The following is a 24,781-nucleotide window of genomic DNA, read 5'->3' on the forward strand; positions in this document are numbered from 1 at the left end:
GCCTGTCGTGGCCCGTTCTGGCAATCGCGGGAGCATAACGGAGCGGCGCCCGCCGGGAACCGGCGGAACCCCGCGCCCGACCCGGAAACCGGGGGTCGACGGCCAGCGCGGCGACCTTAGTCCAGCAGCTTCTTCAGCGGCGCCGGCAACGCGTACTCGCCCAGCCGCTCGCGCGCGACCCACACGCCTTCGCCCGCCGGTCGCGTCTCGCGCGGCAGCAGCGCCCGGCGCGGATGCAGCAGCCAGTCGAAATGCGTCAGCACATGCTTGACGCGCGGCAGCGGCTCGGGCGCCGCCACGCCCAGCGCGGCGCTCTGCGCCGTCAGCGTGGCCTCGTCGTCGAACAGCGGCAGCGTCCAGAGCCCGCCCCAGACGCCCTCGGCCGGCCGCTGCTGCAGCCAGACGCGGCCCTCGTGCTCCAGCCACAGCCACCAGCTCTCCCGCTGGCCGCGCTTGAGCTTCTTGGTCTTGACCGGATAGCGGGTGGGCTCGCCCTGCGCCAGCCCGGTGCACAGCGCCGCCACCGGGCACAGCAGGCACTGCGGGCTGCGCGTCGCGCACAGGCTGGCGCCGAGGTCCATCAGGCCCTGCGTGTACGCGGGCATGTCCTCGGGCGACGGCGGCAGCAGCGCCTCGGCCTGGCGCCACAGGCGCTTCTCCTGCGCGGCGGAGGACAGGTCGCCGTCGAAGGCCAGCAGCCGGCCCAGCACGCGCTTGACGTTGCCATCCAGGATGGCCACGCGCTCGCCGAAGCAGAAGGACGCGATCGCCGCCGCCGTCGAGCGCCCGATGCCCGGCAGCTCCGCCAGTTCGGCGGCGCTGCGCGGGAAGGCGCCGCCATGGCGCTCGACCACCGCCTGCGCGCACTTGTGCAGGTTGCGCGCCCGGCTGTAGTAGCCCAGCCCGGCCCACGCGGCCATGACCTCGTCACTGGGCGCCGCGGCCAGCGCGGCCACGTCGGGGAAGCGCTCCAGGAAGCGCTTGTAGTAGCCCAGCACCGTCGTCACCTGCGTCTGCTGCAGCATGATTTCCGACAGCCAGACCCGGTACGGGTCGCGCGTGTTCTGCCACGGCAGGTCGTGCCGCCCCTCGCGGCGCTGCCACGCGAGCAGCCGCGGGGCGAAGTCGCCGCGCAGCGCCGCCACGCGGGCGTCCAGGTCGGCATCGGGGATCGGGGAGTCGGGCGTTGTTCTCAAGGCTTGCTTCTTGGCTGGCGTTCTGGCGCTCATCGCTCTGGCGTTCATCGCTTCTGGCAGACCGGGCAGAAGAAGGTCGAGCGCTGCCCCTGCACGATGCGCCGGATCGGCGTGCCGCAGGCGCGGCAGGGTTCGCCCTCGCGGCCATAGACGCGCGCCTGCATCTGGAAGCTGCCCGCCACGCCGTGCGCATCCTTGAAGTCCCGCAGCGTGCTGCCGCCGGCCTCGAGCGCCTCGCCCAGCACCTGCCGCAGTGCCGCCGCCAGCTTCGCGGCGCGCGGCCGGCTCAGCTTGCCCGCCGCCAGGCGCGGATCGACGCCGGCCAGGAACAGCGCCTCGCACGCATAGATGTTGCCCGCGCCGACGACCACGTCGCCGGCCAGGATCGCCTGCTTCACCGCGACGCGCCGGCCGCGGAAACCGTCATGCAGGTAGGGGCCGTGGAATTCGATGTCGAAGGGCTCCAGCCCGATCCGGGCCAGCAGCTTGGCCGCCGGCTCGACGGCCAGTCCATCCGACCAGACCACCGCGCCGAAGCGCCGCGGATCAGTCAGGCGCAGCACGCCGCGGTCGGTGACCAGCTCGAAGTGGTCGTGCGGTCCGGCCGCCGGCGGCTGCTCGCGGAAGGCCAGCGAGCCCGACATGCCCAGGTGCAGCAGCAGGCCGCCGCCGGTCTCGTCCGGATGGCCGGGCTGCTCGGCCGTCGCCACCAGCGGCAGCCAGATGTACTTGCCGCGGCGCTGGGCCTCGCCGACCCGACGCCCCACCAGCCGTTCCGCCGCCACGCCCAGCGGCCAGCGCAGCGGTTTTCCCAGCCGCACGTCCAGCACGCGCGCGCCGGCGATGGCCGGNTCGTCGTGTAACTTCAACTTCCGGTAACTCGGGCATCCCGGAATCATAGGCGCGGCGCCCGCGCCGCTTCCCTAGAATGGTCCGCGGCTTGCCCGTCAGGCCTTCCCGCCCAGTTCAGGAGTTCCTCATGCCCGCCCTCGTGCGCCACCGCTGGTGGCTCCCAGCCGCCCTCGCCCTGAGCTGCGCCGCCCACGCCCAGACCCAGCCCCCGGAAGCGCCGGCCGCGGCCGACGCGCCCGCCTCCGCCGCCTCGGCGCCCGTCGTCAATTCCGACCTCGACGCGCCGATGTTCTACCAGCTGCTGATCGGCGAGCTCGAACTCCAGGGCGGCCAGGCCGGCGTCGCCTACCAGGTGCTGCTCGACGCCGCCCGCCGCAGCAACGACGAGGAGCTGTTCCGCCGCGTGGTCCAGATCGCGCTGCAGTCGCGCGCCGGCGACCAGGCCGCCATCGCCGCCCGCGCCTGGCGCGAGGCACTGCCGACTTCGCTGGAGGCGCACCGCACGCAGATCCAGCTGCTGGCGCTGCTGAACCGGCCGGCCGAGATCCCGCCGGTGCTGCGCTCGCTGCTGGCGCTGACGCCGGCCGACGGCCGCGGCGCGCTGATCGCGGCGCTGCCGGCGCTGTTCCAGCGCAGCCCTGAACCGGCGCGCGTGCTGGAGGCCTTCGAGCCGCTGCTGCGCGAGACCGCCGCGAAGCCGGAGACACGTTTCGCCTCGCTGCTGGTGCTGGCCCAGCTCGCCAAGAACGCGGACCGCTACGAGACCGCGCTGATCCACGTCCGCGCCGCTGCCAAGGACTTCCCCGAGCGCGAGGAACCGCTGCTGATGGCGCTGGAGCTGCTGCCGCGCCGCCCCGAAGCCGAGGCGCTGGTCACCGCCGAGCTGCAGGCCAAACCCGACAAGCAGGCGCTGCGCCTGGCCTACGCCCGCGCGCTGGCGCGGGCGCAGCGGCCCGGCGACGCCGCGCGGGAGTTCCGCGTGCTGACGCAGGAGTCGCCCGAGGAGGCGTCCCACTGGCTGGCGCTGGGTGCGCTGGAGCTGGACCTGCAGCATCCCGACGCGGCCGAGACCGCGCTGCAGCGCTACCTGAAGCTGGTGGACAAGCCCGGTGGCGACTCGTCCTCGCTGGCGGAGCGCGCGATCGCGGCGGCCGGCCTGGACAAGGCCGACAAGGAAGCCCGCCTGCAGGGCCAGTTGCTGCTGGCACAGGCCGCGGAGATGCGCGGCGACTTCAAGACCGCCGAGAAGCGCCTGGCCGGCATCGAGGCCGCGCCGGGCAACCTGGACATCGCCTACCGCCGCGCCTCGCTGCTGGCGCGCCAGGGCCGGCTCGACGAGGGCCGCGAGCTGCTGCGGCAACTGCCCGCCGACCGCGACCAGGACCGCCGCGCCCGCGTGCTGGCCGAATCCCAGCTGCTGCGCGAGAACAAGCAGTGGCAGGCCGCCTACGACCTGCTGGGCCAGGCGATCAAGCAGTCGCCCGAGGATGCTGACCTCATTTACGAGCAGTCGATGATGGCCGAGAAGCTCGGCCGGGCGCAGGAGATGGAAGCGCTGCTGCAGAAGGTCATCCAGCTCAAGCCCCAGCACTACCACGCGTACAACGCCCTGGGTTACTCGCTGGCCGATCGCAACGAGCGGCTGGAGGAGGCGCGCGACCTGATCTCCAAGGCGCTGAGCTTCGCGCCGGGCGAGCCCTTCATCGTCGACAGCATGGGCTGGGTGGAATTCCGCCTCGGCCGGCTGGGCGAGGCCGAGCGGCTGCTGCGCCAGGCCTACGGCTCGCGCCCAGACGCGGAGATCGCCGCCCACCTCGGCGAGGTGCTCTGGGCCGCCGGCCAGCAGGACGAGGCGCGCCGCGTCCTCGCCGATGCCGCCAGACGCGACCCGCGCAACGAGGCGCTGCAGTCGGTGATGCAGCGCCTGCAGGTCCGTCCCTGATGCGGCGGCGGCAATTCCACGTCCGCGCGCTGGCGGTCCTCGGGGCGACGGCGCTCGCCGGTTGCAGTTCGGTGCCCCGGGCCTCGAGCGCGGACGCCGCCGCGCTGGCGCAGGCGCCCCGCCTGACCGGCAAGTTCGGGCTGATCGTGCCGGCCGGCCCCGGTGGCCAGCCGCGCGGGCAGAACGTCAACGCCAGCTTCGAGCTGCTCGGCGACCCCCGCCGCGGCCAGCTCGAAATGAGCACGCCGATGGGCAGCCTGGTCGCGCGGGTGTCGTGGCAGCCCGGCTCCGCCTGGGTCAAGACGCCCGACGGCAACCGCGCCTACGACGACATCGACACGCTGACGCAGGAGCTGCTCGGCGAGGCGCTGCCGGTGCAGGCCCTGTTCGACTGGCTGCGCGGCCGGCCGTGGCCGCAGGCGCCGTCGCGGGCGGCGGACGGCACCGGCTTCCAGCAGCTGGGCTGGCAGGTGGACCTGCGCCGCTTCGGCGACCAGCTGATCTCCGCCCAGCGGCTCAACCCGAATGGATCCGAACCGCTGGCGACGCTGCGCCTGAAACTCGACGCGCCCGTCAGTCCTTGATATCCCGGCGTCGCGCCAGGGTATTTTTGAGCACTTTTCACGAGGGAATCGCGCGCGGCTCGTTAATCGCACGCGCGGCCCCTGAATACTCGGCGGCATACTGCGCCGCCATGTCGACGCCCATGATGCCGATTTCCACCGCTGCGCCCTTGAAGGCGCTCTACGACGTGCCGGCGCCGGCCAAGCTCAACCTGTTCCTGCATGTGGTGGGCAAGCGGGCGGACGGCTATCACCTGCTGCAGTCGCTGTTCGTGCTGGTCGACTGGGCCGACACACTGCACTTCGAGCGCCGCGAGGACGGGGCGCTGCGCCGCCACGACCGCGGCGACGCGCTGCCGGCGGACGACCTCTGCCTGCGCGCCGCGCGTGCGCTGCAGCAGGCCAGCGGCTGCGCCTTCGGCGCCGACATCCACATCGAGAAGCGCCTGCCCTCGGGCGCGGGCATGGGCGGCGGATCCTCGGATGCCGCCAGCACGCTGCTGGCGCTGAACCGGCTGTGGGGGCTGAACTGGTCGCGTCGGCAGCTGTTGCCGATCGCGCTCCAGCTGGGTGCGGACGTGCCGTTCTTCGTCGGCGGGCGCAATGCCTTCGTCGAAGGCATTGGCGAGGTCCTGACCCCGGTGGCGGTGCCCGAGTTGCGCCTGGCGGTGGTCAAACCCGCGGTCAGCATCGGCACCAAGGAAATTTTTTCGAGCCCGCTGTTGCAAAGGTCGGAAAGCGTGGCTATAGTAGCGGGCTTTCCTGCAGCGAACGGCAGACGCAGCGAAGATAGTCTGGTTACCCCGGTAGCGGATTTTCCAAGCGACGAAGCCAATAGCTCGGGTGAACGCAAAGGCAATATCTGCCGCGATCACCAAACGCAAGAAATACCCGTGCAGCAGTTGTACGAAGGTTGGGGCAGAAATGATCTGCAACCGCCCGCGGAAGCTGCCAGTCACGATGTATCGACAGCGCTTGAATGGTTGCAGACCCGCTACGAAAATTCTCGGATGACGGGTTCAGGCAGTGCGGTTTTTGCTATAGTTCGGCCCTCGCGAATTGCAACGCAAACAGCGGCGCAAAACGCGATGCAGGAAAAGGACACGGTCACCGGCCTGGAGAGCAATCTCAAGGCGACACCGGAAGGTGAGTTCCAGGAACTCCCGGACGGTTGGGTCGGAAGGATGTGTCGCAGTCTGTCAGTCCACCCTTTGCGGGGCTGGGCGGAAGACTGAAGGTTGTAGGGTGTTGTTCCTCGAACAATGTCCTGTGTAGGGGAGTCGCCAAGTTGGTTAAGGCATCGGATTTTGATTCCGACATGCGAGGGTTCGAGTCCTTCCTCCCCTGCCAAATTCTCAGTTTCAATCCGGGACCCGCTGGGTTGGCCACCGGGCCATAAATCTAAGGATGGCCCGTCGTGCTGCTCAATACCGTCCTCTTCACGGGTAACGCTAACCCGTCCCTCTCCAAGGAAATCGCCTCGCATCTGGGCCTCGAGCTCGGCAAGGCCGTGGTCGGTCGTTTTTCCGACGGTGAAGTGACGGTCGAGATCCAGCAGAACGTCCGCGCCCGCGACGTGTTCGTGATCCAGCCCACCTGCGCGCCCACGAACGAGAACCTGATGGAGCTGCTGATCATGGTCGATGCGTTGAAGCGCGCCAGCGCGCGCCGCATCACCGCCGTGATCCCCTACTTCGGTTATGCCCGCCAGGACCGCCGTCCGCGTTCGACGCGCGTGCCGATCTCGGCCAAGGTCGTGGCCAACCTGCTGGAGACCGTCGGCGTCGAGCGCGTCCTGACCATGGACCTGCACGCGGACCAGATCCAGGGCTTCTTCGACATCCCGGTCGACAACATCTACGCCTCGCCGGTGCTGCTGTCGGACCTGAAGGCCCGCAACTACAGCGACCTGGTGGTGGTCAGCCCCGACGTCGGCGGCGTGGTGCGCGCCCGCGCGCTGGCCAAGCAGCTGGGCTGCGACCTGGCGATCATCGACAAGCGCCGTCCGGCGGCCAACGTCTCGGAAGTGATGCATGTCATCGGCGAGATCGACGGCCGCAACTGCGTGATCATGGACGACATGATCGACACCGCCGGCACGCTGGTGAAGGCCGCGGAAGTGCTGAAGGACCGCGGCGCCAAGAGCGTCTTCGCCTACTGCACCCATCCCATCCTGTCGGGTCCGGCGATCGAGCGCATCGCCGGCTCCCACCTGGACGAAGTCGTCATCAGCAACACGATCCCGCTGTCGGAAGCCGCCAAGGCCTGCGGCAAGATCCGCCAGCTGTCCGTTGCCTTCCTGTTCGCCGAGACCATCCGCCGCATTTCGGACGGTGAATCGGTGACCTCCCTCTTCAGCGAGCAGAACAACAACTTCTGATCGCGTTGCCAGTTCCGGCCGCTGTTCGCGAGGACAGCGGCCGTTTCGTGAAGGCGCCTGGTCGCGGGGCCTTCAACCGGAGCGCCATGGGGGTGCTCCGTCAATTTGGAGTCAGATATGAAATTCGTCGCTTTCGAGCGCAAGCTGCAGGGGACCGGAGCGAGCCGCCGCCTGCGTTTCGCCGGCAAGGTGCCCGGCATCGTCTACGGTGCTGGCGAGCCGGCCCTGGTCGAGCTGGACCACAACGCGCTGTACCACGCCATGAAGAAGGAAGCTTTCCACAGCTCCATCCTCGACATGGAAGTGGACGGCAAGACCACGCAAGTGCTGCTGCGTGACTTCCAGATGCACCCGTACAAGCAGCAAGTGCTGCACGTGGACTTCCAGCGCGTCGACGCCACGACCCGCATCACCAAGAAGGTGCCGCTGCACTTCGTCGGTGAAGCCGAGTCGCCGGCCGTCAAGACCGACAAGGGCACCGTGAACCACGTGCTGACCCAGCTGGAAATCACCTGCCTGGCGCAACAGCTGCCCGAGTTCATCGAAGTGGACCTGAGCAACCTGACGATGGGTCACTCGATCCATGTGAACGACCTGAAGCTGGCCGATCACATCAAGATCGTCACCCACGGCAAGCCGAACCCGGTCGTCGCCACCCCGGTGCCCCCGGTCGTGGAAGAGATCGTGGTGGCCGCCGCTCCGGCCGCGGACGACAAGAAAAAGAAGAAGAAGTAATTTCTTCCTCTGCGACGGATACGCAGCTGACGAGGCGCGTGTCCATCGCCCCGAAGAAGGCCCCGCTTGCGGGGCCTTCTGCATTTGGGCTCGACGCTGATAATTCCTCCCCATGATTCGTCTCTTTGTCGGCCTGGGCAATCCCGGCCCGGAATATGAGGACACCCGGCACAACGCCGGGTTCTGGTGGGTCGACGCGCTGGCGCGCGGCCTCAAGGTCACGCCTCAGCTGGACACCAAGTACTTCGGCCTGGTGGCGCGCGTCAACGATGCGCCGGGCGCCGCCGGTCCGATCTGGCTGCTGCAGCCGATGACCTACATGAATCTCTCCGGCAAGTCGGTGGCGGCGCTGGCGCGTTTCTTCAAGATCGCGCCGGAGGAGATCCTGGCGATCCACGACGAGCTCGAGATCGCGCCGGGCGAGCTCAAGCTCAAGCAGGGCGGCGGCAACGCCGGCCACAACGGCCTGAAGGACATGCAGGCCCAGCTGGGCAGCGCGAACTTCTGGCGCCTGCGGCTGGGCATCGGCCATCCGGGCCACAAGGGCGAGGTCGCCGGCTACGTGCTGCGCAAGCCGCCGCTGGCGGAGCGCCAGGCGGTGGAGGACAGCATCGCCAAGTCCTTCGAAGCCTTCAAGCTGATGACCGCCGGCGACATGGCCAAGGCCGTGGCGCTGCTGCATGCCAAGCCGCCCAGACCCAAGCCGCCCCGCCCCGCCCACCTGCCACCGAAACCGGGCGCCCCGACCGGCGTCCCGGCGGGCGCCCCACCGGTGGGGGCGTCGGACGCCGCCACGCCGGCGACGTCCGCTCCCCCCGTGCCCGATCCCGTTCCCCCGACCTCCGGAGCCTGACATGCCGACGCGCGCCCCCTCGATCCTGATGACTGTTGTGCTGGTCCTCATGTTCGGCGCGGCGCGCGCGCAGCCCGAGAGCGCCAAGCCCAAGCCCGCGCAGGAACGCACCTTCGGCTACTACCGCTGCGGCCCGCAGGGCCTGGACCTGCGCGACAGCCCCTGCCCCGACGGCCCGTCGCAGGCGCTGGACCTGCCGCAGGACCGCGTCGATCCGAAGGAGGCCGCCGCCGCGCGCAAGCGCGCCGCCGACGAGTCCCGCGAGCTCGCAACGCGGCAGCGCGAACGCGAACGCCTCGCGGCGCAATCGCCCGCACCCGCCGCCGCCGGCATCGATGGCTCGATCGAGCCCCGGCCGCCGATGGCGTCGACGCGCCCCTCCAAGCCCGCCGATCCGAAGAAGCCCAAGCCCAAGGATCCGAAGCAGCCGCCCAAGAAGAAGCCCAAGCTGCCGAAGTCGCCCGACCCGTCGCTGCCGCCCAAGCCGACGACCAAGCCCGGCAAGAAGGCGCCCGCGATGGTCGGCGATGGCGCCCTCCAGCCACTGCCCAGACGCGGCGAGGCGGAAACACCTCGCTAGAATGCGCGCCGTTGGTGCTCGCGCGGACATTGCGTCCGTGCAGTTAAACGGGAATCAGGAAGCGGGCGCATCGCCGATGCGCGAGCCAACCTGAGCTGTCCCCGCAACGGTAAGTGGCCGCCGGCCGCGCGCCCCGGATCCTGACGAAGGACCCGGCACGCCGCCGGCACTGCCTGTCCCCATGTCCACTGGCGCGTCCGCGCTGGGAAGGACACAGGCAGCGGCCACCAGCCCGGATACCGGCCAACAGGTGGTGCCCGCCAGCCGATCCCGACCCGCCCGCTGGCGGATCGACGACGCAGCCGGCGGCATCGTTCCTCAGACGTCCTGCGGGTGAGCAGGGCCCTGAACCCGTCGTTGGTCCGTTCTCATGCTTCCGTTCGTTTCGCGCGCGCGCGCCGGTGCCCGCTCGCTGCTCGCCTTCACGCCGCTGGCGCTCGCCGCCACAGCCTTCGCGCAGTCCGCGCCCTCCTCCACCCCGGACGTTTCCTCGGCCGACGCCACCGCTTCCGCGAGCCGGCTCGACGAGGTCACCGTCACCGGCTCGCGCAGCCCGATGCGGCTGGGCGACATCGCCGCCGACCTCACCGTCATCCACCGCGACACCATCGAGCGCCAGGGCTTCGGCAACGTCGCCGCGCTGCTGCGCAACGTCGCCGGCCTGCAGATGACCAACAACGGCGGGCCGGGCAACACCACCTCCGTCTTCATCCGCGGCGCCGAGACCCGCCACACCGTCGTCCTGATCGACGGCGTGCGCATCGACGGCCAGTCCACCGGCGGCGCGCGCTGGGAGAACCTGCCGGTCTCGCTGATCGATCGCGTCGAGGTGCTCAAGGGCCCGGCCAGCGCGCTGTACGGCTCCGACGCCATCGGCGGCGTGGTGCAGATCTTCACGCGCCAGGGCAGCGGCCGGCCGCAGCTGGACCTTGGCGTCGGCGGCGGCAACCTCGGCCAGGTCAAGGCCGACGTCGCGCTGCTGGGCGGCACCGCGGACTTCGACTACGCCGGCTCCCTGGCCGTCGACCGCGGCACCGGCTTCAACGCCTACGGCCTCACGACCAGCAAGAGCTTCAATGCCGACAAGGACGGCTGGCGCAACTACAACGGCAGCCTGCGCCTGGGCGGCCACATCGCCGAAGGCCAGCGCCTGGAGCTGCTCGGCCTGAAGAGCCGCAGCGACGTCGGCTACGACGCCGGCAAGAACGCCGACGACCGCGGCATCACCGAATCCATCGCCGCCAAGCTCAGCCTGAAGTCGATCTGGTCGCAGGCGCTGTCGACGCAGCTCTCCGTCGGCCAGTCCGAAGAGAACTACGAGACGCGCCCCAGCGCCCCCTACCTGACCAGAACCCGCATCCGCAGCGCCTCACTGCTGGGCTTCTACCGGATCAATGCCGCGCACCAGATCAATGGGGTGCTGGAGCGGCGCGAGGACCGCCTCGTCAACGCCGACCTGGTCGGCGGCGGGGCCGGCACGCGCAGCCAGAACGCGGTCGGCCTGAGCTACCTCGGCACGCTGGGCGCGCTGAGCCTGCAGGCGCACGGCCGTCACGACGACGACAGCGAGTTCGGCGGCATCGACACCGGCAGCCTGGCGGCCGGCTACCGGCTCGGTGGCGGCTGGCGGGTGACGGCCTCGGCCGGCAACGCCTTCCGCGCGCCGACGCTGTTCCACCGCGGCAGCGTCTACGGCCCGGACATCAGCCTAGGCTTCCCGGAACTGCGGCCGGAGCGCGGCCACAACCGCGAGGCCGGCCTGGCCTGGGCCCAGGGCGACCTGGACTTCGCCATCACCACCTTCCGCAACCGCGTCAGCGACCTGATCGCCTTCGGCGCCGCGGGCAGCTGCCGCTCCACGACCGGCTGCTACACCAACGTCGCGCGCGCGATGCTCAAGGGCACCAGCCTGAAGGGCGGCGCGACCCTGGGCGCGGTCAAGCTCAGCGCCACCGCCGACTTCCTCGACCCGACCGACGCCAACACCGGCCGCCAGCTGCAGCGCCGCGCCAAGCGCTTCGGCACGCTGCGCGCCGAAACGACGCTGCGCGCCTGGACGCTGGGCGCGAACCTGGTCGGCTCCGGCGAGCGCTTCGACGACGCCGCCAACAAGACCCGGCTCGGCGGCTACGGCCTGCTCAACCTGGACGCGCAGTTCGCGTTCGCCAAGGACTGGCGCCTGCAGTTGAACGTCGACAACGCGTTCAACCGCCAGTACCAGACGGCGAACTTCTACAACCAGGCGGGCCGGACCTGGTTCGTGATGCTGCGCTACGCGCCGACGCTGTGAGCGCTGCCCGCCTCGCCCCCCGTTCCCCGCCGCGCGGACCCTCGCGGTAAGGTCCGCTCTTCCCCTTCGCCCCGGAGCCCCGGATGCCTGCTCATCACCTGATCGTCGGCGGCCAGCGCAGCGGCAAGTCGCGCCATGCGGAGCGCCTCGCGCTGCGCTGGGCGCGCACGCCGGGCCATCGGGTCACGGTGGTCGCGACCGCCGAGGCCCATGACGACGAGATGCGCGAGCGCATCGCCCGCCACCGCGCCGACCGGCCGGCCGGCTTCGACACCGTCGAGGCGCCGCTGCAACTGTGCGAGGCGCTGCGGGCGGCGGCATCGCCCCAGCGGCTGCTGGTCGTCGACTGCCTGACGCTGTGGCTCACCAACTGGCTGATGCCGATGGCCGGCGCGCCGCGCCTGGACGACTGGCGCGCCGAATGCGCCGGGCTGCGGGGCCTGCTGCCGACGCTGGCCTCGCCGGTGATCTTCGTGTCCAACGAGGTCGGATGGGGCGTGATGCCGATGGGCCGCGAGGTGCGCGCCTACGTGGACGAACTCGGCCGGCTCAACCAGCAGGTCGCGCGGCAGTGCGGCGAGCTGACGCTGATGGTGGCCGGTCAACCGTGGACGCGTCCGGTCGCGCCGCTCGACGAGGACCAGGACGACAACGAGGCGGCCGCCCGCGGGCGCGTCGACGCCACGGACAACGAGGAGAACAAGCGATGAAGTCGATGGGACCCCTGAGCCGCGCCGAGGACGCGCCGGCGCTGCGCCGCAACGCGCGGCCGTTGCGGGCGCTGGCCCGGGCCGCGTTGTCGCTGGCCACGCTGGTGCTGGCCACGGCCGCGGCGGTCGCCGCGCCGATCACGATCCAGGACGACCGCGGTCACACGGTGACCTTGCCGGACGTGCCGCGGCGCATCGTCAGCCTGCTGCCTTCGCTGACCGAGACCATCTGCGAGCTGGGCGATTGCGCCAAGGTCGTGGGCGTCGACCGCTTCTCCAACTTCCCCGCCAGCGTGCAGAAGCTCCCCCGGCTCGGCGGTCTGGACGACACCAGCATCGAGGCCCTGGTCGCGCTCAAGCCCGACGTCGTCGTGGCCGGCGTTTCGGCGCGCGTCATTGATCGCCTGGAAGGCCTGGGGCTGCGCGTCGTGGCGCTGGAACCCAAGAGCATGAACGACGTCCAGCGGGTGCTGGGCAAGATGGGCCGTCTCCTGGGCAAGGAGGACGATGCGCGCCGCCTGTGGAACCGGGTCGACGGCCACATCGCGCAGAGCGCCGCCACGCTGCCGCCGGCCGCGCGCGGGCTGAGCGTCTATTACGAGGTCGACGCCGGGCCCTATGGCGCCGGCACCGCGTCCTTCATGGGCGAGATCCTGGCCCGGCTCGGCGCGAAGAACATCATCCCGGCCGAGCTCGGGCCCTTCCCCAAGCTCAATCCCGAGTTCATCGTCCGCGCCGACCCGCAGGTGATCATGGTCGGCCAGCGCAACGCCGCGGGCCTGCCGCAGCGACCGGGCTGGTCCGCGATCCGCGCCGTCAAGCAGCAGCGCATCTGCGTCTGGGTGCCGGCCGAGTCCGACGTGCTGGTGCGCCCCGGCCCGCGCATGTCGGAAGCGGCGGCGCTGATGGCGCGCTGCCTGCGCGAGGCGGCGCAGGGGCAGGTGGCCTGGCCGACCACGCCCTTCAACGCACCGCCCGGAGGCATGCGCTGATGCGCGCCAAGTCCGCTTCGTCGGCCGCATCGGCCGCGTCCGCCAGGATCGCCGCGCAGTTCGTCGCGCTGCTGCTGCTGGGCGCGGTGCTGCTCGCGCTGGGCCTGGCGATCGGCAGCCTGGGCTGGAGTCCCTGGACCGAGGCCGGCGACACGATGCGGCTGATCCTCTGGGACATCCGCGCGCCGCGTTCCCTCGGCGCCTGGTTGGCGGGCGCGCTGCTGGCGCTGGCCGGCGCGGTCGCGCAGGGCCTGTTCCGCAACCCGCTGGCCGATCCCTACCTGCTCGGCTGCTCCGCCGGCGCGTCGCTGGGCGTGGCCGCGCTGCTCTTCGTCATGGGCATCTCGCCGGCGGCGGCGGCGCTGGCGCTGCGCGTCGGCATGACCGGCGCGGCCTTCGTCGGCGCCATCGGCGCGGTGCTGCTCACGCTGGTGCTGGCGCGCGGCGTCACGCAGAGCCTGCGGCTGCTGCTGGCCGGGGTCGTCGTCGGCGTGGTGCTGGGCTCGGGCGCCGCGCTGCTGACGCTGATGAACCCCGACATCCTGCGCGCGATGCAGGCCTTCATGCTGGGCAGCACCGGTTATGTCGGCTGGAGCGCGGTGCAGGTCATGGCCGTCGCCCTGGGCCTGTGCCTGCTGACGGCGCTCGGCTGCAGCCGCACGCTGGACGCGCTGACGCTGGGCGAGGACACCGCCCGCTCGCTGGGCCAGCGCCTCACGCTCATCCGGCTGCTGCTGATCGCGACGCTCTCGCTGGCGACGGGCGCGGCGGTCGCGCAATGCGGGCTGATCGCCTTCGTCGGCCTGGTCGCGCCGCACCTGGTGCGCAGCTGGGGACCGACGACGCATGGCGCGCTGCTGCTGCTGTCCGCGCTGACCGGCGGTGCGCTGCTGCTGGCGGCCGACATCGCCGCCCGCTGGGTCATCGCGCCGCAGGAGCTGCCGGTGGGCATCATCACCGCGCTGCTGGGCGGCAGCTACCTGCTGTGGCTGATGCACAGACGCAAGGCGCATTTCGGCGGCGCGGGAGGCAGCCAATGAGCGCCGCCCGATTCGACGACGGCAACCGGCCAGGCGCTGGCGGCGTGCCCACAAGCTCTGGCGCATCCTTCGCGACCGGGGACGCCGGCACGTCCGCGGCCGCGGCCGATGTCGCGTCCGCCGCCCTCGCCATGGATGCTGGCGTCAACGGCGGTGCCGCGACGGCAGCCGACGCCGTGACGCTCGGCCACGTGCCCGCGCTGCGCATCGAGCTGCTCGCGCTGTCGCTGGGCCACCGCCAGGTGCTGCATCCGCTGTCGCTGGCGCCCGCGCCGCGCGCGTGGACGGCCATCATCGGCCCGAACGGCGCCGGCAAGTCCACCCTGCTGCGCGCGATCGCGGGCCTGCTGCCCTTCGACGGCACGCTGACGCTGGACGGCAAGCCGTGGTCGACCTGGCCGGCGAAGGCGCGTGCGCGCCAGGTCGCGTGGCTGGGCCAGAACGAGACCGCGTCCGAGGACCTGACCGCCTACGACATCGCGATGCTCGGCCGCCTGCCCCACCAGCCCTGGCTGGCGCCGGCGAGCGCGGCCGACCATGCCGCGGTCGAGCATGCGATGCGCCAGACGCAGAGCTGGGACTGGCGGGACCGCGCGCTGGGCAGCCTCTCCGGCGGCGAGCGCCAGCGGGTGCTGCTGGCGCGGGCGCTGGCGGTGCATTCCGGCGTGCTGCTGATGGACGAGCCGCTGGCCCACCTGGATCCGCCGCACCAGAGCGACTGGGCGCGCATCGTGCGCGGCCGCGTCGCGGCGGGCGGCGCGGTGGTCAGCGTGCTGCATGAACTCAATGTCGCGCTGCAGGCGGACACGCTGGTCGTCATGGATGGCGGCCGCATCGTCCACCAGGGCCCGCCCCACGACCCCGCCACGCACGACGCGCTGCAGCGCGTCTTCCACCACCGCCTGCTGATCCTGCAGGTGCAAGGCCGATGGGTGGCGCTCAATGCATGAACGACGCGACAACGACGGAGCCGATGCCGCGATGACCGACTGCCCCGCCTTCCTGATCAGCGCGCCGGCTTCTGGCCAGGGCAAGACCAGCGTCACCGCGGCCATTGCGCGCTCGGCGCGCCGGCGCGGCCTGCGCGTGCGCGTCTTCAAGACCGGCCCGGACTACCTGGACCCGATGGTGCTCGCCCGCGCCAGCGGCCACACCGTCTACCAGCTCGACCTCTTCATGGGCGGCGAGGCGCACTGCCGCGAGTTGCTGGCGCAGGCGTCGCGCGAATCGGACCTGGTACTGGTCGAGGGCGTGATGGGCCTGTTCGACGGCAAGCCCAGCAGCGCGGACCTGGCGGCGACCTTCGGCTTGCCGGTGATCGCGGTGATGGATGCCTCCGCGATGGCGCAGACCTTCGGCGCGCTGGCCACGGGCCTGGCGCGCTTCCGCGACGACATCCAGGTCGTGGGCGTGATCGCCAACCGGGTGGGCAGCGACGCGCATGCGCGCATGGTCGGCGAGTCCCTGCCTGTCGACCTGCCGCTGATTGCCGCGCTCAAGCGCGACGCCTCGCTCTCGCTCCCCGAGCGCCACCTGGGCCTGGTGCAGGCGCTGGAGCTCCCCGACATCGACGCGCAACTGGACGCCTGGGCCGATGCCTGGGACGCAGGCACCGTCCTGGCCGCCCCCGCGGCTGCCGCCCGCACATCGACATCCCTGCCCGAAGCCGCACCGCCCCACGCACCTGCCACGTTGACCGGCGAAGACCTCGATGGTGGTGGGACGGGCGACCGGGGGCCCCTTTTCGGAACTCAAGGGAGGAATTTGCTTGCCGGTAGGCAAGCAAAGGTAGGAGATGGAGAAAAGGGGCCCCCGGTCGTCCGTCCGGCGCTCGGTCCCGTGCAGGCCGGACTGCCGCTCACCGGACGGCGGATCGCCGTGGCGAGCGACGCGTGTTTTTCCTTCATCTACCCCGCCAATCTCGACCTCCTTCGCGCGCTTGGCGCGGAGGTCCTGACGTTCAGCCCGATCGCCGGCGAGCCCTTGCCCGCGTGCGAGGCCGTGTGGCTGCCGGGCGGTTACCCCGAGCTGCACGCCGCGGCGCTGCGTGCGCATGCTGGCTTCTTCAGCGACCTGGCCGCGCACCTGGCGGCGGGCAAGCCGCTGCTCGCCGAGTGCGGCGGGATGCTGGTGTTGCTGGATGAGCTGGCCGATGCCGACGGCGTGGCCCATCCGATGGCGGGCCTGATGCCGGGTCGTGCCTCGATGCAGAAGCGGTTGGCTGCGCTGGGCTTGCAGTCGCTCGACTGGCCGGAGGGCGAGTTGCGGGGCCACACCTTCCATTACTCGACGATGGCGACGCCGTGGTCGCCGGTGGCCACCGCGCGCAATCCCAACGNCGCCGGCCGCGCGGCCGAGGCGCTCTACATCGCGGGCTCGCTGCGGGCGAGCTACGTGCATCACTACTTCCCTTCGAACCCGGCCGCCGTCGCCGCGTTCTTCGGCGGCGCCACCGCGACCGCCGCCAAAACCACCGCCACCGCTGACGCCCACGCGGCCATCGCAACCGCTGCCGTCACCGCGACCGCCGCCACCGCCGAAGCGGCCCCCGCCCACCCCCATTCCACTGCCACGAACTGAGTTCCCCATGCTGCTCGAATCCGGATTCGCCCACATCGCGCAGGCCCTGCTGTGGCCGGTGCTGATCCTCGTCGCCCTGGGCTTCGTCTATGCGCTGTGGAGCGCCGGCGCCACGCTGATGGAAGCCGTGCAGCGGCGCCGTCCCGGCTACCGGCTGCTGCAGGTGCCGGCCGGCAGCTCGCTCGAGACGCTGGAGCTGCAAGTCGTGCGCCGCCTGGAGGCACCGCGCCTGCTGGGCCGCGTCGCCCCGCTGCTGGGCCTGATCGCGACCATGGTCCCGCTGGGCCCGGCGCTGCAGAGCGTCGCGGCCGGCCAGGGCCAGCAGGCGCTGGCGGTGTTCAGCTCGGCCTTCTCGGGCGTCGTGCTCGCGCTGGCCGCGGCGGCGATCGCGCTGGTCGTCTACTCGATCCGCCGCCGCTGGCTGCTGGCCGAGCTGCTGGCGATCAAGACCGAACAGGGCTGGGCATGAGCACCGGCCGCCGCCTGTCCATCCTCGCCGAGGAGGACGACGACCCGATGCTGTCCGCGGTGAACCTGGTGGACGTGTTCCTGGTGCTGGTCGTCGCGCTGCTGACGGCGGTCGCGCTGCAGCAGCAATCGCATGCGAACGAAACGGTGATCCGCAACCCCGGTCAACCGGGCATGGAGATCGTCGTCCGCAAGGACGGGCAGGAGATCAAGTACCGCGGCAACGGCGGCAGCGCCGAAGGTCAGGGGGAGCGCGCCGGCGTCGTCTACAAGATGAAGGACGGCTCCATCATCTACGTGCCCGAAGCCGGTGAGGCTGGCGCGGCCGGAACGCCGGGCGGCTCGCCCGCGGCCACGCCGGCCGGTCCCACGAGCCCTGCTGCGGGCGGCGGTCGCGGCGCCGCGGCGGCCCCCGCGCCGACGACGGCCGGAACGCCACAACCATGAGCGTCCGCGCCCTGCTGGCCCGCTGCCTCGCGGCCGCGGCCCTGAGCTTCTGCGCGGCGGCGTCATGCGCGTCGGCGGGCGCCGGAGGCGCGGCCGCCGGCACTCCGGTGCTCTTCCTCAGCGTCGACATCACGCCAGCGGCCAAGCACGCGCTGCTCGAGCGCGAGGGAAAGGCCGCCGGCTTCGCAGTCCGGCAGATCGAATACCCGCTGCGCGGCGCGCCCATCGAGCAGGATCCCGCGCTCGACCGCGCGCTGCGCGAGGCCGCGCTGGTCTGGGTCGACATCCCGCATGCGACCGCCGAGGCGCGGCTGCGCCCGATCGTCGACGCCGCGCTGCGGCGCGTCGGCAGGCCGGAGACACAAGTGCTGTGGATCCCCGCCGGCGAGCCCACCCCTAGCGACCGCAGCCTGCGCGCCTACCTGCAGGCCGGCGGACCGACCAACACGCGCATCGCCTTCGCGCTCGCGCGGGCGCAGCTCGCGGGCGCGCCCGCACCCGAGCTCGGCCCGCCGCAACTGATCCCGCAGCGCGGCATCCACTACCCCGGCGCGCCGCGGCTCTTCGCCGACGCCGCCGAGTTCCGCGCCTGGGCCGCGCAGCAGGGCCTGCGCGGCGAGCCCGTGGCGCTGCTGCTGCACCGCTACCACTTCGTCCAAGGCAACACCGCCTGGCTGGACCGCTGGCTCGCGATGTTCCGCGAGCGCGGCCTGCTCGCCTACGCCGCCTTCAGCGGCCAGCTCAGCGACCAGCCGCTGTCGGCGCTGCTGGAGCGCGACGGCCAGGTCCAGGCCCGCGTGATCGTCAACCACAGCCTGCTGCCGCAGGGCGCCAGCCTGCAGCCCACCTTCGAGCGCTGGGGCGTGCCGGTGCTGCAGACGCAGCCCTACCGGCAGGACCAGGCCGCAGCCTGGGAAGGCAGCGAGACCGGCCTCTCGCAAGCCGACATTCCGTTCTACTTCGCGCAGCCGGAGGCGGCGGGCCTGATCGATCCGGTCGTCGTCGTCGCCCATCCGAAACGGGGCGAGCCCGAACTCATCGACCGCCAGGCCGCCAGCGTCGCCGGCAAGGCGGCGCGCTGGATCGCGCTGCAGACCCGGGCCAACGCCGACAAGCGGCTGGTGGCCTTCGTCTACAACTATCCGCCCGGCGGCAGCAACTTCGGCGCCTCCTTCCTCAACGTGCCGCGCAGCCTCGCGCGCGTCAGCGAGGGGCTGAAGGACGCCGGCTACGCCGTCACGCCGAAGGCAGAGGCGGACTGGATCGCCGGCCTCAAGCCGCTGCTCTCGGCCTACTACCCCGGCACCGACCTGCAGGCCCTGCTCGACGCCGACCAGGCCGAGGCCTTGCCGCTCGCGCGCTACACCGCCTGGTTCGACGCGCTGCCCGCCGCGGTGCGCGAGCCCATCGTCGCGAAGTGGGGCCCGCCCGCGAGCAGCCGCTATGTCGTGCGGCAGCGCGGCGAGCCGGTCTTCGTCATCCCGCGCCTGACGCTCGGCGCGCTGACCGTGCTGCCGCAGCCGCCGCGCGAGGAGACCCTGCGCAACGGCCAGGATCCTTTCATGCATCGCAGCCGCACGCCGCTGTCGCATCACTACCTCGCCACCTACCTGTGGGCGCGGCAGGCCGACGCGATCCTCCATTTCGGCACGCACGGCACGCAGGAGTGGGCGCCGGGCAAGCTGCGCGGTCCCGACGTGTGGGACCCGGTCTGGCTGCCGCTGGGCGACACGCCGGTGATCTATCCCTACATCGTCGACAACCTCGGCGAGGCGCTCACCGCCAAGCGCCGCGGCCGCGCGCTGATGGTGAGCCACCGCACGCCGAGCTTCGCGCCGGCGGGCTTCAACGCGGGCATGGCCCACATGCATGAGCTGATGCACGAGTGGGAGACGGTCGATCCCGGCCCGACGCGCCAAGGGCTGGAGCGCCGCATGCTGCAGCAGTTCGTCGAGCACAACCTGCACCGCGACCTGGGCTGGAGCGCCGAGCGGATCGCGGCCGACTTCAGCGGTTTCCTGGAGCTGCTGCATCCCTACCTGGACCGCCTGGCGCAGAGCTCGCAGCCCAAGGGGCTGGCGGTCTTCGGCGTGGTCCCCGACGAGGACCAGCGCCGCGGCTCGATCCTGCAGCTGCTGCGCGTGCCCTTGATCGAGGCGCTGGGCGAGGACATCGACGAGGCCTTCCTGATCAACCACGAGGGCGTCGCGCAGGCGCGGCCGGCCCGCTGGCTCGATGTCGCGCTGAAGGACGCGCAGGCGGCGAGCCAGCTCGACCTGCGGCCTTCCGCCTGCGTGGCCGTGGGCACACCGGCGGCGGCGTCGGCGGCATCGGCCGTGGCGGCCGAGGCGAAACACGCGGCAGCTGCGTCGGCGTCCGCGTCTGCGGGTGCGACGTCCGCGGCGTCGACGCCGGCGGGCAGCGCCAGCGCCGCGCACGCCCTGCCGGTAACCTGCGGCGACGGCTTCGTGCCCAACCGCGCGGCGCGCAAGCCGATCGACCAGGCGGCGCTGTACCAGCTCGCGCTGCGGGCGCAGGAGATGGCCACGCGGCTGTCGACCGAAGGCGAGATGCCCGGCCTGCTGCGCGCGCTCGATGGGCGCTTCATCCCCGCGGCCTACGGCGGCGACCTGCTGCGCAATCCGGAAAGCCTGCCGACCGGCCGCAACCTCACCGGCCTCGACCCCGCGCGGCTGCCCACGCGCCAGGCCTTCGAGGCGGCGCAGGCGCTGTTCAAGCGCTGGTACGAGGAGCAGGCCCGGGCCGGCGCGGCGCCGACGCGGCTGGCGCTGTCGCTGTGGGCCGGCGAGACCTTGCGCCATCAGGGCGTGATGGAGGCGCAGGCACTGGTGGCGCTGGGCGCGACGCCGGTGTGGGACGCCACCGGCCGTCCGACCTCGATCCGGCTGCTGAGCCTCGCCGAGCTGGGCCGGCCTCGGGTGGACGTGCTGCTGTCGATCACCGGCTCCTACCGCGACCAGTTCCCGGCGCTGATGAAGCTGGTGGACCAGGCGGTCGCCGCGGCCGGCGAGGCCGAGGCGGACAACGCCATCGCCGCCAACAACCGCGTCATCGCGGCCGAGCTGCGCCAGGCTGGCCTGCCGGCGGCGCAGGCCCGGACGCTGGCGCAGGCCCGCGTCTTCGGCAATCCGGCCGGCGACTACGGCACCGGCATCGCCGACGCGGTGCAGGACAACGGCCTGCAGGGCGGCGACGGCCGACCCGATCCGCGACTGGGCCAGCTGTTCCTCTCGACGATGAGCCAGCCCTATGTCGACGGCGAGCCGCTCGCCGTGCCCGCGGGGCAGGCGCGCCAGGCGCTGGGCGCGCACCTGCGCCACACCGACGCGGCGTTGATGTCGCGCAGCAGCCACCTCTACGCGATGGTCAGCAGCGACGATCCGTTCCAGTACCTCGGCGGGCTGGCCGCGGCCGCGCGGGTCGCCGGCAACACGAAGGGCCTGGCCCTGCACGTGAGCCAGCTGCAGGACGCCGCCGAGGCGCACACCGAGACCGCCACACAGGCGATCGCGCTGGAGATGCAGAGCCGCTACCTGCATCCCGGCTGGCTGAAGGCACAGCAGGCCGAGGGCTGGGCGGGCGCGCTGCAGGTGCTCAAGGCGGTGCAGTACAGCTTCGGCTGGCAGAGCATCGCGCCGGGCACGGTACGCGCCGACCACTGGCAGAGCTTCTACGACGTGCTGGTGAAGGACAAGCACCAGCTCGGCGTGCCCGCGTGGCTCAAGCAGAACCCGCAGGCCTACGCGCAGGCGCTGGAGCGGCTGGTGCAGGCCGAGCGCATGGGCTACTGGCAGCCGGACGCGCAGACGAAGCAGGGGCTCGCCGCGCTGTACCGGGAGCTGACGAAGGACGCGCCGCTGAGCAACGAGCTGGCGGCCGTGCGGCGCTGGACGGCGGATCAACTGCCGCAGGCGGTGCCCGCGCTACCGGTCGTGCCGGCGGCCGCGCCTCGCCCCGCGGCGAAGGCACCCGACCGTGCCCCCGCGGCCGTGCCGCCAGTGCCGACCGTGCGCGGCCTCGCGCTGCAGCGCGTGCCCGACGCGCCGAAGCCCGAGCCGCGCGCGGCGACGCAGCGCTCGCTCGAGCAGGCGCTCGCGTGGGTCGCGATGGCGCTGCTGATGAGCGCCGGCGCGATGTGGCAGGCGCGACGGGCGACGAACAACGACAACAACTTGAGCCCACAGGGGACTGCATGAACGCCAACGACTCCCACACACTGCGGGCACATCGCCCGACCGCCGTGGCCATCGCCATCGCGATGGCAACAACGGCGACGGGCGCCATCGCGCAGGGCGCCTCCGGCCCTCAGGCCGCGCCGATCGGCGCGTCGGCATCGGCACAGGCGTCTGCATCGGTATCGACTTCAGCCGAGACGCCCGCCGCCGGCTCATCGCCATCGGGCACGCTGGACACCGTCCGCATCAGCAGCCGCGCGCAGCTCGGCGAAGCGGGCAGCGCCTCCGAGGGCGAGGTCGGCGTCGAGCGCCTGGCGCTGCGCCCGCTGCTGCGCCCGGCCGAGCTGCTGGAGGCGATGCCCGGCATGACCGTCACCCAGCACAGCGGCGACGGCAAGGCCAACCAGTACTTCCTGCGCGGCTACAACCTCGACCACGGCAGCGACTTCGCCACCTTCGTCCTGGGCATGCCGGTGAACATGGCCAGCCACGCGCACGGCCAGGGCTACATGGACCTGAACTTCCTGATCCCCGAGCTGGTCGAGAGCCTGCGCTACCGCAAGGGCGCGTTCGCCGCCGAGGACGGCGACTTCGCCACCACCGGCGCCTCGCGCATCGGCTACCTGGGCGAGATCGAGCGCCCCTATGCGCAGCTCACCGCCGGCCCCTACGGCTACCAGCGCGCGCTGGCGGCCGGCAGCACGCGGGTGGGCGGCGGCTGGACGCTGCTGGGCGCCGTCGAGGGCAGCCGGTACGACGGCCCCTGGGACCAGCCCGAGGACCTGCACCGCCGCAACGCGGTGCTGCGGCTGACGCGCGGCGACGAGCGCAACGGCGCGCAGGTCGACCTGCTGAGCTACAGCGCCGGCTGGCGCGCCAGCGAGCACGTGCCCGAGCGCGCCATCGACAGCGGCGAGATCGGCCGCTACGGCACGCTCTCGCCCGACGACGGCGGCCGCACCCACCGCCACAGCCTGAGCGGCGCGCTCGCCTACAACCAGGGCGGCGGCCAGTGGACCGCGCAGGCCTGGGTGATCGATTACGCGCTCAACCTGTTCTCCGCGCCGTCGGGCTTCATCAACGGCCCGGACGGCGACCAGCACGAGCAGGCGGACCACCGCCGGCTCTGGGGCGGATCGCTCAAGCACCAGTTGCCGGCCGCCTGGCTGCCCGCCGACCAGAGCCTGACCTGGGGCCTGCAATGGCGCCATGACCGGATCGGCACGCTCGGCCTGTACGACACCGTCGGCCGGGTCCGCACGCACACCGTGCGCGAGGACCGCGTCACGCAGGACAGCACCGGCGCCTTCGTCGAATGGGGCAGCCGCTGGACCGGCTGGCTGCGCAGCACCGTCGGCGCGCGCTGGGACACGATGCGGGCGACGGTCACGCCCACCGGCGGCGAGTTCAACCTCGGCAATGGCGGCAAGGCGAGCCAGTCGCAGTTCAGCCCGAAGCTGGGCCTGATCGCGCGGGTCGCCTCGGACACCGAGCTCTACCTGCACTGGGCCCGCGCCTTCCGCTCCAACGACGCGCGCGGCGCGACGATGACGACCAATCCCGCCGACGGCAGCCCGGCCGACACGCTGCCGCTGCTGGCCCGCACGCAAAGCACCGAGCTGGGCCTGCGCACCCGGCCGGCGGCCGGCTGGACCACCAGCCTGGCGCTGTGGCAGGCCCGGCTGGCGTCGGAGCTGGTCTTCGTCGGCGACGAGGGCGTGACCGAGGCGCGCGGTGCGTCGCGGCGCCTCGGCCTGGAGTGGTCCAACGACGTGCAGGTCGGCCGCGACTGGCTGATCGACGCGGACCTCGCCTGGTCGCGGGCGCGCTTCGTCGAGGCGACCTCGAATGAATTCGGCAGCGGCCGGCGCGTGCCCAACGCGGTGCCGGTCTCGGCCTCGCTGTCGGCCAACTGGGCGCCGGCGGGGCGATGGTCCAGCGGCGTCAAGCTGCGCTACCTGGGCGCCTATGCGCTCGAGGAGACCGGCACGCAGCAGTCCAAGGCGGTGTTCACCGCCAACTGGCGGCTCGGGTACCAGGTCAGCGAGCGCTGGCAGGTGGGGCTGGATGTGCTGAACGTCTTCGATACGAAGGCCAATGACATCGAGTACTGGGGCGCGGCCTGCACGCGGGCTGAAGGCGCGGGTTGCAATGGCGGCGCGGGCATCGATGGCCGGCTCGTCCATCCGATGGAGCCGCGCACCTTCCGCCTCAGCTTGCGGGCGCGGATCTGATCGCTTCAGGAGTCCTCGGCACTGCCACCACCGCTGGCCCTCACCCCTCCCTCTCCCGCAAGCGGGAGAGGGGGTTCACCGAGTGAATCGTCGACGACCTCGTTTCCGGCAAGCGGAGTTGGGGTGACGGTCTCTCTCTTTCGGAGCACGACATGGAAATCGAACAACCGCCCGTCGACCGCGAACGCATCATCCCCAGCGGCGAGCGCCGCGGGCTGGTGCTGGTCCACACCGGCAACGGCAAGGGCAAGAGCACGGCCGCCTTCGGCCTGGCGCTGCGGGCGCATGGCCGCGGCAAGCGGGTCCACATCTACCAGTTCATGAAGGTGCCGAGCGCGCGCTTCGGCGAGCACCGGCTGTTCGAGCAGATCGGCGTGCCGATCGAGGGGCTCGGCGACGGCTTCTCGTGGAAGAGCAAGGACCTGGATCACTCGGCGCAGTTGGCGCGCGACGGCTGGGAGCGCGCGAAGGCGACCATCCTGGGCGGTGAGCACTTCCTGGTCGTGCTGGACGAGATCATGTATCCGCTGCGCTACGGCTGGCTGCCGCTGGAGCCGGTGCTGCAGGCGCTGCGCGAGCGGCCGCCCCACGTGCATGTCTGCCTGACCGGCCGCGGCGCACCGCAGGAGCTGATCGACCTGGCCGACACCGTCACCGAGATGACGATGGTCAAGCACCACTTCAAGGCCGGTGTCCCCGCGCAGCGGGGCATCGAGGATTGAC

The 24,781-nt window shown here is 71.9% G+C and carries 18 protein-coding genes, 1 tRNA gene, 2 pseudogenes and 1 riboswitch; of the genes and pseudogenes, 19 read left to right on the forward strand and 2 right to left on the reverse strand.

The window, feature by feature from the left end; translation table 11 throughout:
* Window positions 1–116: 116 nt before the first annotated feature.
* Together mutY and mutM are read right to left on the reverse strand one after the other, a co-directional pair.
* Window positions 117–1,229, reverse strand: a complete 1,113-nt coding sequence (gene mutY / locus ACTJKJ_RS17115; RefSeq protein WP_440821179.1) for an A/G-specific adenine glycosylase — start codon at window positions 1,227–1,229, stop codon at window positions 117–119.
* Window positions 1,230–1,240: 11 nt separating this feature from the next.
* Window positions 1,241–2,084 (reverse strand): annotated as a pseudogene (gene mutM / locus ACTJKJ_RS17120) (bifunctional DNA-formamidopyrimidine glycosylase/DNA-(apurinic or apyrimidinic site) lyase).
* 91 nt (window positions 2,085–2,175) lie between these two features.
* Here mutM and ACTJKJ_RS17125 point away from each other — a divergent pair.
* From ACTJKJ_RS17125 to cobO, 19 genes and pseudogenes are all read left to right on the forward strand, one after another.
* A complete protein-coding gene (locus ACTJKJ_RS17125; RefSeq protein WP_440821180.1) occupies window positions 2,176–3,990 on the forward strand; it encodes a tetratricopeptide repeat protein in 1,815 nt (604 codons plus the stop codon).
* Entirely contained in the window at window positions 3,990–4,574 is a 585-nt protein-coding gene (locus tag ACTJKJ_RS17130; protein ID WP_440821181.1) for an outer membrane lipoprotein LolB, read from the forward strand. The genes ACTJKJ_RS17125 and ACTJKJ_RS17130 overlap by 1 nt, the downstream gene beginning before the upstream one ends.
* A 110-nt stretch (window positions 4,575–4,684) precedes the next feature.
* Complete coding sequence (gene ispE, locus ACTJKJ_RS17135; RefSeq protein WP_440821182.1) at window positions 4,685–5,788, forward strand: 4-(cytidine 5'-diphospho)-2-C-methyl-D-erythritol kinase; 1,104 nt, start codon at window positions 4,685–4,687, stop codon at window positions 5,786–5,788.
* Between the two features lie 38 nt (window positions 5,789–5,826).
* Window positions 5,827–5,903 (forward strand) — tRNA-Gln (locus ACTJKJ_RS17140).
* A 67-nt stretch (window positions 5,904–5,970) separates the two neighbouring features.
* Complete coding sequence (locus tag ACTJKJ_RS17145; protein ID WP_091721334.1) at window positions 5,971–6,933, forward strand: ribose-phosphate pyrophosphokinase; 963 nt, start codon at window positions 5,971–5,973, stop codon at window positions 6,931–6,933.
* Between the two features lie 117 nt (window positions 6,934–7,050).
* Window positions 7,051–7,668 (forward strand): 50S ribosomal protein L25/general stress protein Ctc, encoded by a 618-nt coding sequence (locus tag ACTJKJ_RS17150; RefSeq protein ID WP_297389012.1) that lies wholly within the window; start codon window positions 7,051–7,053, stop codon window positions 7,666–7,668.
* Between the two features lie 112 nt (window positions 7,669–7,780).
* The gene (pth, locus tag ACTJKJ_RS17155; protein WP_440821183.1) at window positions 7,781–8,521 is read left to right on the forward strand and encodes an aminoacyl-tRNA hydrolase; all 741 of its coding nucleotides are present in this window, start codon (window positions 7,781–7,783) and stop codon (window positions 8,519–8,521) included.
* Between the two features lies 1 nt (window position 8,522).
* Window positions 8,523–9,101 (forward strand): hypothetical protein, encoded by a 579-nt coding sequence (locus tag ACTJKJ_RS17160; protein ID WP_440821184.1) that lies wholly within the window; start codon window positions 8,523–8,525, stop codon window positions 9,099–9,101.
* Window positions 9,097–9,363, forward strand: a riboswitch (cobalamin riboswitch). (Overlaps the previous gene by 5 nt.)
* A gap of 108 nt (window positions 9,364–9,471) precedes the next feature.
* Entirely contained in the window at window positions 9,472–11,391 is a 1,920-nt protein-coding gene (locus ACTJKJ_RS17165; RefSeq protein ID WP_440821185.1) for a TonB-dependent receptor plug domain-containing protein, read from the forward strand.
* Between the two features lie 83 nt (window positions 11,392–11,474).
* The gene (gene cobU, locus ACTJKJ_RS17170) at window positions 11,475–12,101 is read left to right on the forward strand and encodes a bifunctional adenosylcobinamide kinase/adenosylcobinamide-phosphate guanylyltransferase (RefSeq protein ID WP_440821186.1); all 627 of its coding nucleotides are present in this window, start codon (window positions 11,475–11,477) and stop codon (window positions 12,099–12,101) included.
* A 5-nt stretch (window positions 12,102–12,106) separates the two neighbouring features.
* Complete coding sequence (locus ACTJKJ_RS17175) at window positions 12,107–13,093, forward strand: ABC transporter substrate-binding protein (protein WP_440821253.1); 987 nt, start codon at window positions 12,107–12,109, stop codon at window positions 13,091–13,093.
* Window positions 13,093–14,133 carry a FecCD family ABC transporter permease gene (locus tag ACTJKJ_RS17180; protein WP_440821187.1) on the forward strand — a complete coding sequence of 347 codons (1,041 nt, stop codon included), beginning with the start codon at window positions 13,093–13,095 and terminating at the stop codon, window positions 14,131–14,133. Before ACTJKJ_RS17175 ends, ACTJKJ_RS17180 begins: the two co-directional genes overlap by 1 nt.
* Window positions 14,130–15,083, forward strand: coding sequence for an ABC transporter ATP-binding protein (locus ACTJKJ_RS17185; protein ID WP_440821188.1), 954 nt, complete (start codon window positions 14,130–14,132; stop codon window positions 15,081–15,083). The genes ACTJKJ_RS17180 and ACTJKJ_RS17185 overlap by 4 nt, the downstream gene beginning before the upstream one ends.
* Window positions 15,084–15,114: 31 nt before the next feature.
* Window positions 15,115–16,581, forward strand: a pseudogene (locus tag ACTJKJ_RS17190) (cobyrinate a,c-diamide synthase); the annotation flags it as partial.
* Between the two features lie 139 nt (window positions 16,582–16,720).
* Entirely contained in the window at window positions 16,721–17,182 is a 462-nt protein-coding gene (locus ACTJKJ_RS17195) for a hypothetical protein (protein ID WP_091721312.1), read from the forward strand.
* Window positions 17,179–17,628: a DUF2149 domain-containing protein gene (locus ACTJKJ_RS17200; protein WP_440821189.1), complete on the forward strand. Its 450-nt coding sequence runs from the start codon at window positions 17,179–17,181 to the stop codon at window positions 17,626–17,628. Before ACTJKJ_RS17195 ends, ACTJKJ_RS17200 begins: the two co-directional genes overlap by 4 nt.
* Complete coding sequence (gene cobN / locus ACTJKJ_RS17205) at window positions 17,625–21,845, forward strand: cobaltochelatase subunit CobN (RefSeq protein WP_440821190.1); 4,221 nt, start codon at window positions 17,625–17,627, stop codon at window positions 21,843–21,845. The genes ACTJKJ_RS17200 and cobN overlap by 4 nt, the downstream gene beginning before the upstream one ends.
* Entirely contained in the window at window positions 21,842–24,058 is a 2,217-nt protein-coding gene (locus tag ACTJKJ_RS17210; RefSeq protein WP_440821191.1) for a TonB-dependent receptor, read from the forward strand. The genes cobN and ACTJKJ_RS17210 overlap by 4 nt, the downstream gene beginning before the upstream one ends.
* Window positions 24,059–24,210: 152 nt before the next feature.
* On the forward strand, window positions 24,211–24,780 hold the full coding sequence (cobO, locus tag ACTJKJ_RS17215; RefSeq protein WP_147242047.1) for a cob(I)yrinic acid a,c-diamide adenosyltransferase: 570 nt from the start codon (window positions 24,211–24,213) through the stop codon (window positions 24,778–24,780).
* Window position 24,781 lies beyond the last annotated feature (1 nt).

Origin of the sequence: Roseateles sp. 22389, assembly GCF_052044995.1 — a bacterium.
Classification (GTDB): domain Bacteria; phylum Pseudomonadota; class Gammaproteobacteria; order Burkholderiales; family Burkholderiaceae_C; genus Roseateles.

Coding starts and splice junctions, on each gene's coding strand:
- cobO (WP_147242047.1), top strand. CDS start 24,211: ATGGAAATCGAACAACCGCCCGTCGACCGCGAACGCATCATCCCCAGC.
- cobN (WP_440821190.1), top strand. CDS start 17,625: ATGAGCGTCCGCGCCCTGCTGGCCCGCTGCCTCGCGGCCGCGGCCCTG.
- ACTJKJ_RS17175 (WP_440821253.1), top strand. CDS start 12,107: ATGGGACCCCTGAGCCGCGCCGAGGACGCGCCGGCGCTGCGCCGCAAC.
- ACTJKJ_RS17125 (WP_440821180.1), top strand. CDS start 2,176: ATGCCCGCCCTCGTGCGCCACCGCTGGTGGCTCCCAGCCGCCCTCGCC.
- ACTJKJ_RS17185 (WP_440821188.1), top strand. CDS start 14,130: ATGAGCGCCGCCCGATTCGACGACGGCAACCGGCCAGGCGCTGGCGGC.
- ACTJKJ_RS17210 (WP_440821191.1), top strand. CDS start 21,842: ATGAACGCCAACGACTCCCACACACTGCGGGCACATCGCCCGACCGCC.
- ACTJKJ_RS17130 (WP_440821181.1), top strand. CDS start 3,990: ATGCGGCGGCGGCAATTCCACGTCCGCGCGCTGGCGGTCCTCGGGGCG.
- ACTJKJ_RS17180 (WP_440821187.1), top strand. CDS start 13,093: ATGCGCGCCAAGTCCGCTTCGTCGGCCGCATCGGCCGCGTCCGCCAGG.
- pth (WP_440821183.1), top strand. CDS start 7,781: ATGATTCGTCTCTTTGTCGGCCTGGGCAATCCCGGCCCGGAATATGAG.
- ispE (WP_440821182.1), top strand. CDS start 4,685: ATGTCGACGCCCATGATGCCGATTTCCACCGCTGCGCCCTTGAAGGCG.
- cobU (WP_440821186.1), top strand. CDS start 11,475: ATGCCTGCTCATCACCTGATCGTCGGCGGCCAGCGCAGCGGCAAGTCG.
- ACTJKJ_RS17150 (WP_297389012.1), top strand. CDS start 7,051: ATGAAATTCGTCGCTTTCGAGCGCAAGCTGCAGGGGACCGGAGCGAGC.
- ACTJKJ_RS17165 (WP_440821185.1), top strand. CDS start 9,472: ATGCTTCCGTTCGTTTCGCGCGCGCGCGCCGGTGCCCGCTCGCTGCTC.
- mutY (WP_440821179.1), bottom strand. CDS start 1,229: ATGAGCGCCAGAACGCCAGCCAAGAAGCAAGCCTTGAGAACAACGCCC.
- ACTJKJ_RS17200 (WP_440821189.1), top strand. CDS start 17,179: ATGAGCACCGGCCGCCGCCTGTCCATCCTCGCCGAGGAGGACGACGAC.
- ACTJKJ_RS17195 (WP_091721312.1), top strand. CDS start 16,721: ATGCTGCTCGAATCCGGATTCGCCCACATCGCGCAGGCCCTGCTGTGG.
- ACTJKJ_RS17160 (WP_440821184.1), top strand. CDS start 8,523: ATGCCGACGCGCGCCCCCTCGATCCTGATGACTGTTGTGCTGGTCCTC.